Annotated in this window: 6 protein-coding genes and 1 other annotated feature; all 6 genes read left to right on the forward strand. The window is 38.6% G+C overall.

The annotated features are described in order from the left end of the window. Positions 1-204 precede the first annotated feature (204 nt). The 6 genes from ACYTR8_RS09955 to rpmA all read left to right on the forward strand — a co-directional run bounded on the left by ACYTR8_RS09955 (position 205) and on the right by rpmA (position 5085). The gene (locus ACYTR8_RS09955) at positions 205-1347 is read left to right on the forward strand and encodes a cysteine desulfurase family protein (protein ID WP_022554486.1); all 1143 of its coding nucleotides are present in this window, start codon (positions 205-207) and stop codon (positions 1345-1347) included. Between the two features lies 1 nt (position 1348). After that, positions 1349-2563 (forward strand): tRNA uracil 4-sulfurtransferase ThiI, encoded by a 1215-nt coding sequence (gene thiI, locus ACYTR8_RS09960; protein WP_479642098.1) that lies wholly within the window; start codon positions 1349-1351, stop codon positions 2561-2563. A gap of 140 nt (positions 2564-2703) precedes the next feature. Continuing rightward, the gene (locus tag ACYTR8_RS09965) at positions 2704-3897 is read left to right on the forward strand and encodes a CapA family protein (RefSeq protein WP_111717917.1); all 1194 of its coding nucleotides are present in this window, start codon (positions 2704-2706) and stop codon (positions 3895-3897) included. Positions 3898-4002: 105 nt separating this feature from the next. Further along, positions 4003-4077, forward strand: a sequence feature (ribosomal protein L21 leader region). Between the two features lie 34 nt (positions 4078-4111). Continuing rightward, entirely contained in the window at positions 4112-4426 is a 315-nt protein-coding gene (gene rplU / locus ACYTR8_RS09970; RefSeq protein WP_002985116.1) for a 50S ribosomal protein L21, read from the forward strand. An 11-nt stretch (positions 4427-4437) separates the two neighbouring features. Further along, positions 4438-4764 (forward strand): ribosomal-processing cysteine protease Prp, encoded by a 327-nt coding sequence (locus ACYTR8_RS09975; RefSeq protein WP_111716104.1) that lies wholly within the window; start codon positions 4438-4440, stop codon positions 4762-4764. A gap of 27 nt (positions 4765-4791) precedes the next feature. Further along, positions 4792-5085, forward strand: coding sequence for a 50S ribosomal protein L27 (gene rpmA / locus ACYTR8_RS09980; RefSeq protein ID WP_002985110.1), 294 nt, complete (start codon positions 4792-4794; stop codon positions 5083-5085). Positions 5086-5404: the final 319 nt, after the last annotated feature.

Here is a 5404-nt window from a genome sequence, read left to right on the forward strand (position 1 = left end):
GGAAGATTATTTAGTCCAATTATTTGGAGAAAGAGGCTAAGCAGATGATTGATTTAAAAAGGAATCTTTTCAAAATTGATGTCCGGGCACAAAAGGATGAAGAGAAAGTTTTCATGCGTACGGCGTGTTAGGGCAATATTTTCCTGATTTCATTTTAGCTATTTTGTGATACAATAAAGTATTGAGTAAAAATGAAGGTGACACATGATTTATTTTGATAATGCAGCCACAACCATTCCTTATGGCGAGGCTCTTAGAACCTACCAAGAAGTAGCAACAAAAATATATGGCAACCCCTCAAGCCTGCATCAATTAGGGACAAATGCAAGTCGTATTTTAGAGGCTTCCCGTAAACAGATTGCTGGTTTGTTAGGTGTTAAAACAGAAGAAATCTTTTTTACGTCTGGTGGGACAGAAAGTGATAATTGGGCTATTAAAGGGATTGCTTTTGAAAAGGCTGCTTTTGGGAAACATATTATTGTTTCAGCGATTGAACATCCTGCGGTAACTGAGAGTGCCAAGTGGCTTAGCTCACAAGGATTTGAGGTATCATATGCTCCTGTAACAGCACGAGGAATAGTAGATGTGAAAGCCCTAGCTGAGCTTCTTCGACCAGATACCATCTTAGTGTCTATTATGGCGGTTAATAATGAGATGGGGGCTATCCAGCCCATTCAAGCTATCTCAAAAATGTTGGCAGATCACTCGACGGTTACTTTCCATGTTGACGCGGTTCAGGCAATCGGCAAAATTCCCACCGCAACCTATCTGACCGAACGCGTTGATTTGGCCTCGTTTTCTGGCCACAAGTTTCATGCAGTGCGTGGTGTAGGCTTCCTCTATAAAAAATCTGGCAAGCGACTTAACCCTTTATTGACTGGAGGAGGTCAAGAACAGGAGATGCGCTCAACAACTGAAAATGTAGCTGGAATTGCTAGTATGGCCAAGGCACTTAGAATGGTAACGGAAAAGGAAACCTTAGCTTTACCTAGACTGAAGGCAATGCGAGAAGTGATTTATCAGGCACTATCAGGCTATCAGGATGTTACTCTATTCTCAGGCCAAGAAGGATTTGCGCCCAATATTATTACCTTTGGTATTAAGGGTGTTCGAGGTGAAGTCATTGTCCATGCTTTTGAAACGCACGACATTTATATTTCGACAACCAGCGCTTGTTCGTCTAAAGCTGGAAAGCCGGCAGGAAGTTTGGTAGCAATGGGAGTACCCGTCAAAGCTGCTCAAACTGCTGTTCGTATTAGCTTAGATGATGATAATGACATGGGACAAGTAGAGCAATTCCTCACAATATTCAAACAGATTTATGATAAAACACAGAAAGTTAGGTAAGATGAACTATTCAGAAATTATGGTTCGCCACGGTGAACTATCAACTAAAGGAAAGAATCGTATGCGATTCATCAATAAACTTAAAAAGAACATTCAGGATGTTTTAGCTCCTTTTCCAGCTATCACTGTTCGTTCAGACCGTGACAGAACTCATGTCTATTTGAATGGCACAGATTACCAGCCAGTTGTAGAAGCTTTGAAACTGGTTTTTGGGATTCAAGCTTTATCTCCAGTTTATAAGGTTGACAAAAGTGTTCCTGTTTTGATAGAGACTGTTCAAAACATCATGACCTCTCTTTATCATGAAGGATTAACCTTTAAAATTGCCAGTAAACGGAGCGATCATCAATTTGAATTGGACAGTCGTGAACTTAATAACCTTCTTGGAGGAGCTGTTTTTGAGGTTTTACCAAATATCCAAGCTCAGATGAAACATCCAGATGTGACCCTCAAAGTTGAAATTCGTGATGAAGCAGCCTATATTTACTATGAAGAAATTAAAGGAGCAGGCGGATTACCAGTAGGAACATCGGGTAAAGGGATGCTGATGTTATCAGGTGGTATTGATTCACCGGTAGCTGGTTATTTAGCTCTTAAACGAGGCCTTGATATTGAAGCCGTTCACTTTGCTAGTCCTCCTTACACCAGTCCAGGTGCCTTGGCTAAAGCGCAAAACCTTACTCGTCGATTAACTCGTTTCGGTGGGAATATTCAATTTATCGAAGTTCCCTTTACAGAAATTCAAGAAGAAATTAAAAATAAGGCACCAGAAGCTTACCTTATGACATTAACTCGTCGCTTTATGATGCGCATTACAGATGCTATTCGTGAACAACGCCATGCACTTGTTATTGTTAACGGTGAGAGCCTAGGTCAAGTTGCTAGTCAAACTCTAGAAAGCATGCAGGCCATTAATGCTGTCACCTCAACACCAATTATCCGACCAGTAGTAACAATGGATAAGCTTGAGATTATTGAGATGGCTCAGGCGATTGATACCTTTGAGATTTCTATTCAACCGTTCGAAGATTGCTGTACTATTTTTGCACCAGATCGTCCTAAAACTAACCCTAAACTAAGTAATGTTGAAAAGTATGAAGAACGTTTTGATATTACAGGTCTTGTTGAACGAGCAGTTGCAGGCATTGTCGTGACGGAAATCACACCTGAAGTTATCAATGATGATGTTGATAGTCTTATTGAGGACTTGCTCTAATGACATTTTTAGATGTTAATCAAGCAGTAGTAACTTTATAGGAATGAAAAAGCTCTTGGTTGTCAAGAGCTTTTTTTGCTGGAAAAACACAGGAAATTGTTGCAGCAAGATGTTATAATAGAGGAAAAGGAGGTTGCGTTTTGATAAAAGAAATTCCCTATAAAAAAACACTATTAGTTGTGATTTCTGCGATTGCTGTACTGTTACTAGTTGGGCTGATGAACGACTTACTTGCCTTTCAAAAAAATAGTAAAATAGCACAGCAAAGTAGCCATCAAGCTGTAAAAACTGCACGTGTCGTTGCTAACGGTGATATCTTGATTCATGATATTCTCTATATGAGTGCTAGAAAAGCTGATGATTCCTATGATTTTAATCCCTATTTTGAATACGTTAAAGAATGGATTAGGGAGGCTGATTTGGCTATTGGAGACTACGAAGGGACCATTAGTCCAGATTATCCCTTAGCTGGTTATCCTTTATTTAATGCTCCAGAAGAAATTGCAAGTGCTCTCAAACAGACAGGCTATGATGTGGTTGATTTAGCCCATAACCATATTTTAGATTCTCAGTTGGCAGGGGCTCTCCATACGAAAAAGGTCTTTTCACAATTAGGGCTAGATAGTATTGGTATCTACAACAAAGACCGTTCAAAAGAACCTTTTCTGATTAAAAATGTTAATGGGATTAAAATAGCTATACTAGGCTATTCCTATGGTTACAATGGTATGGAAGGTGGTCTTAGTCAGGAAGAGTATGAGAAACACTTGTCTGATTTAGATGAATCTAAAATGAAAAAAGAAATTCAGTCTGCTGAAAAAAAGGCTGACGTTACTATTGTTATGCCACAAATGGGGACAGAATATGCATTAGAACCCACAGTAGAGCAAAAAGAACTCTATCATAACATGATTGATTGGGGAGCAGATGTTGTCCTTGGTGGTCATCCCCATGTAATTGAACCGTCAGAAACCATCCTCAAAGGAAAGGACAAAAAATTTATTATTTATTCTATGGGGAATTTTATTTCCAACCAGCGCTTAGAAACAGTAGATGACATTTGGACAGAACGCGGCCTATTGATGGACCTTACTTTTGAGAAAAAAGGGAAAAAGACAACCATCAAAACAGTTAAAGCCCATCCAACGATGGTTTTAGCCAAAGGCAAAGGGATTGTGGGCAAAGAAGGTTTTGAACTATACAATTATCGAACAATGATTTTAGAAGATTTTATCAAGGGTGGAAAATACCATGATAAGATTGATGAGGAAACCAAAGCAAAAGTAGCACTTGCCTATCAGGAAATTAATGATTTAGTCAACCTGAAATGGTAATACTTGGTGGTCTAGCATTTAATGATAAAAAAATAGAGATTAAAGTTATTTTTTCCTTGATAAAAAGCAGTTATGGTGCTAAAATAGTAACGTTGACTAAATGCACATCCTGTGCAACCGCACGAAAATCGTTGTCAAGTAGACCAAGTCTCACGATTCCAGGCGAGTCTTCACAGAGGGAAACCTCAACTAAAAATTTTATAGGAGGTGCATCATGAGCACATACGCAATCATCAAAACTGGTGGAAAACAAGTTAAAGTTGAAGTAGGTCAAGCAATCTACGTTGAGAAAATTGACGCTGAAGCTGGCGCAGAAGTAACTTTTAACGAAGTTGTTCTTGTAGGTGGTGACAAAACTGTAGTTGGTACTCCAGTTGTTGAAGGAGCTACTGTCGTTGGAACTGTTGAAAAACAAGGAAAACAAAAGAAAGTTGTAACTTTCAAATACAAACCTAAAAAAGGTAGCCACCGTAAACAAGGTCATCGTCAACCTTACACTAAAGTTGTCATCAACGCAATCAACGCTTAATTTACTAGCTTATGATTAAAGCAATTTTTACTCGCCAAAAAAATGGTCAACTGAGCAGTGTTACACTGACAGGTCATGCTGGTAGTGGTAAACATGGCTTTGATATTGTTTGTGCCTCTGTTAGTACTCTAGCCATTAACTTTGTTAATTCTCTTGAGATGTTAGCAGATTGCCAAGCATTAGTAGATCTTAATGATGTTGAAGGTGGGTATATGGCTATTACAATACCACCACATGACAACAAGGAGGAAGTTCAATTATTATTTGAATCTTTTCTTCTAGGAATGACTAGTTTGGCGAATGATTCTTCGAAATTTGTCAAAACTCAGGTCATCTAAATTTAATTTAAGAGAGGAAACAACATTATGTTAAAAATGAATCTTGCTAACTTGCAACTTTTCGCCCACAAAAAAGGTGGAGGTTCTACATCAAACGGACGTGACTCACAAGCTAAACGCCTAGGTGCTAAAGCTGCTGATGGTCAAACTGTTTCAGGTGGATCAATTCTTTACCGTCAACGTGGAACTCATATCTACCCAGGTGTAAACGTAGGCCGTGGTGGAGATGACACACTTTTCGCTAAAGTTGAAGGTGTTGTACGTTTCGAACGTAAAGGACGCGATAAAAAACAAGTTTCTGTTTATCCAGTAGCTAAATAAGTTGATTAATCGCATCATATCAGGCTTTCCGAACTTTCGGAGAGTCTGTTTTTATTTTGCTACCCATATTGCTAGCCAAATAAAAAATAGTAGCTGATTATTTAGGCGTCCTGCCTTTAGCTAGAAAGAGGGAGCTTTTTATGTTCCAGTTAGTTCAATTTAAGGAAGACCCCATTAAGGAGATAAAAACTACACGCCAAACGCATGAAGAAACTTTTGTTTTCAGAAAACTAGATTCATAATGACAAAATCAATCAAAGTAGTACACTATAGATGAGGTGACTACGATGATTGATTTTATTATTGCTATTGATAATTG

This window comes from Streptococcus sp. F2, from assembly GCF_056500955.1.